Here is a 1,699-nt window from a genome sequence, read left to right as displayed (position 1 = left end):
GGCCGAGGCTGTGTGAAAACGTAGCTGTCGCTATACTTATCCCATGACAGAGTGTGGGAGGTAACGATGAAACGGTTCGTCGCAGGTGAATCCCGATCCCAAGCTACCTTGTTTCCTGAGCTTCTGGATGATTTTGTCTCCGAAGATAATCCGGTTCGAGCCATTGAGGCTTTTGTTGACGCCCTTCATCTCAAGCAGCTGGGCTTTAATGGCGTTGACCCTCATGCGACGGGTCGGCCCGCCTACCATCCCGCCGTTCTTTTAAAAATTTATCTCTACGGCTACCTCAATCGCATCCAATCTAGCCGCCGTCTGGAACGTGAGGCACAGCGTAACGTTGAACTCATGTGGCTAACGGAACGCCTAGCGCCGGATTTCAAAACGATCGCAGATTTCCGCAAAAACAACGGCAAAGCGATTCAAGCTACTTGCCGCGACTTTGTCATGATATGTCGACGTTTAGGGCTCTTTTCACATTCGGTAATGGCAATTGATGGCAGCAAATTTAAGGCAGTCAACAATCGAGACCGTAACTTTACCTTGGCCAAGATGAAGCGGCGGGCAGAAGAAATCGATAAAAGTATTAAGCGTTACTTACGCCAGCTCGATGCAATGGATCAAGGCGCCGCCGCTGTCACAGAAATGCAGACGACTGGTTTGCAGGAAAAGATCGCTTCCCTAACAGAAGAAGTTCAGCAACTACAAGCCATTGAAATTCAAAGAACTGAGTCCCCTGACCAGCAAGTCTCTTTGACAGACCCTGACGCTCGCTCCATGACTGCGCGAGGAACGGGAATCGTAGGCTACAACGTGCAGACGGCTGTCGATAGCCAGCATCATTTGATTGTCGCCCATGAGGTCACCAATGTCGGCAGTGACCGGCGTCAGCTTTACCGGATGGCCCAACAAGCACGCGATGCTAGTGCTGTCAGTGGTCTCCACGTTGTAGCTGATCGCGGTTACTTTACGGGTGAGGAGATACTTGCGTGTCACAAGGCCGGTATCACGACGTATCTTCCCAAGCCCAAAACCTCGCCTAGCCAGGCTAAAGGTATGTTTCCCAGAGAAGCGTTCCGCTACGAGCCTGAGCGTAATGAATATCGCTGCCCAGCAAGGGAGCGCCTGATTTGGCGCTTCAAGAACGTTGAAAAAGGCCAGACGCTTCATTGCTACTGGAGTTCGGCTTGCCCGAATTGCTCAATGAAGCCGCAATGCACCACAGGTATCTATCGGCGTATCAAACGGTGGGAACACGAAGAGGTTCTGGAGGCGGTAAAATTCAGACTGGATCAGGCGCCGTATATGATGCGCATCCGTCGTAAGACGGTCGAGCACCCCTTTGGCACGTTGAAAGCGTGGATGGGAGCGACACACTTCCTGACGAAGGGACTTAAGAACGTCAGCACGGAAATGAGCCTCCATGTACTTGCTTATAACATGAAACGCGTAATGAATATCTTTGGCACCCAGGGGTTAGTCCAGGCAATGCGTGGGTAAGGGCTTCAACCTGGTTCTGGCAAGCTTGTAAAAGCCGATAACGCTCTTTAGCGGGTGTTTCTTAGTGATCATCTCAAACAGCTAGAGATGCGGAAATAATAAATGAAGACGTTCTGAAACGTATTGCTAGCCGATAGTCGTACCAGGACGACTGGATACTGTTATCGGCAGCTGATTTTTAGGTTTTCACACAACCTCGGCC

General features: G+C 50.9%; 1 protein-coding gene. It reads left to right on the top strand.

Translation table 11 applies throughout. From position 1 onward, the window contains the following. Window positions 1–66 precede the first annotated feature (66 nt). Window positions 67–1,497 (top strand): IS1182 family transposase, encoded by a 1,431-nt coding sequence (locus CZ787_RS09590; RefSeq protein WP_087108575.1) that lies wholly within the window; start codon window positions 67–69, stop codon window positions 1,495–1,497. The last annotated feature ends 202 nt before the right edge of the window (window positions 1,498–1,699 follow it).

It is taken from the genome of Halomonas citrativorans, assembly GCF_900163645.1.
Classification (GTDB): domain Bacteria; phylum Pseudomonadota; class Gammaproteobacteria; order Pseudomonadales; family Halomonadaceae; genus Vreelandella; species Vreelandella citrativorans.
The sequence above is the reverse complement of the archived record's forward strand: the minus strand, read 5'-3'. Positions and strand labels throughout refer to the sequence as shown.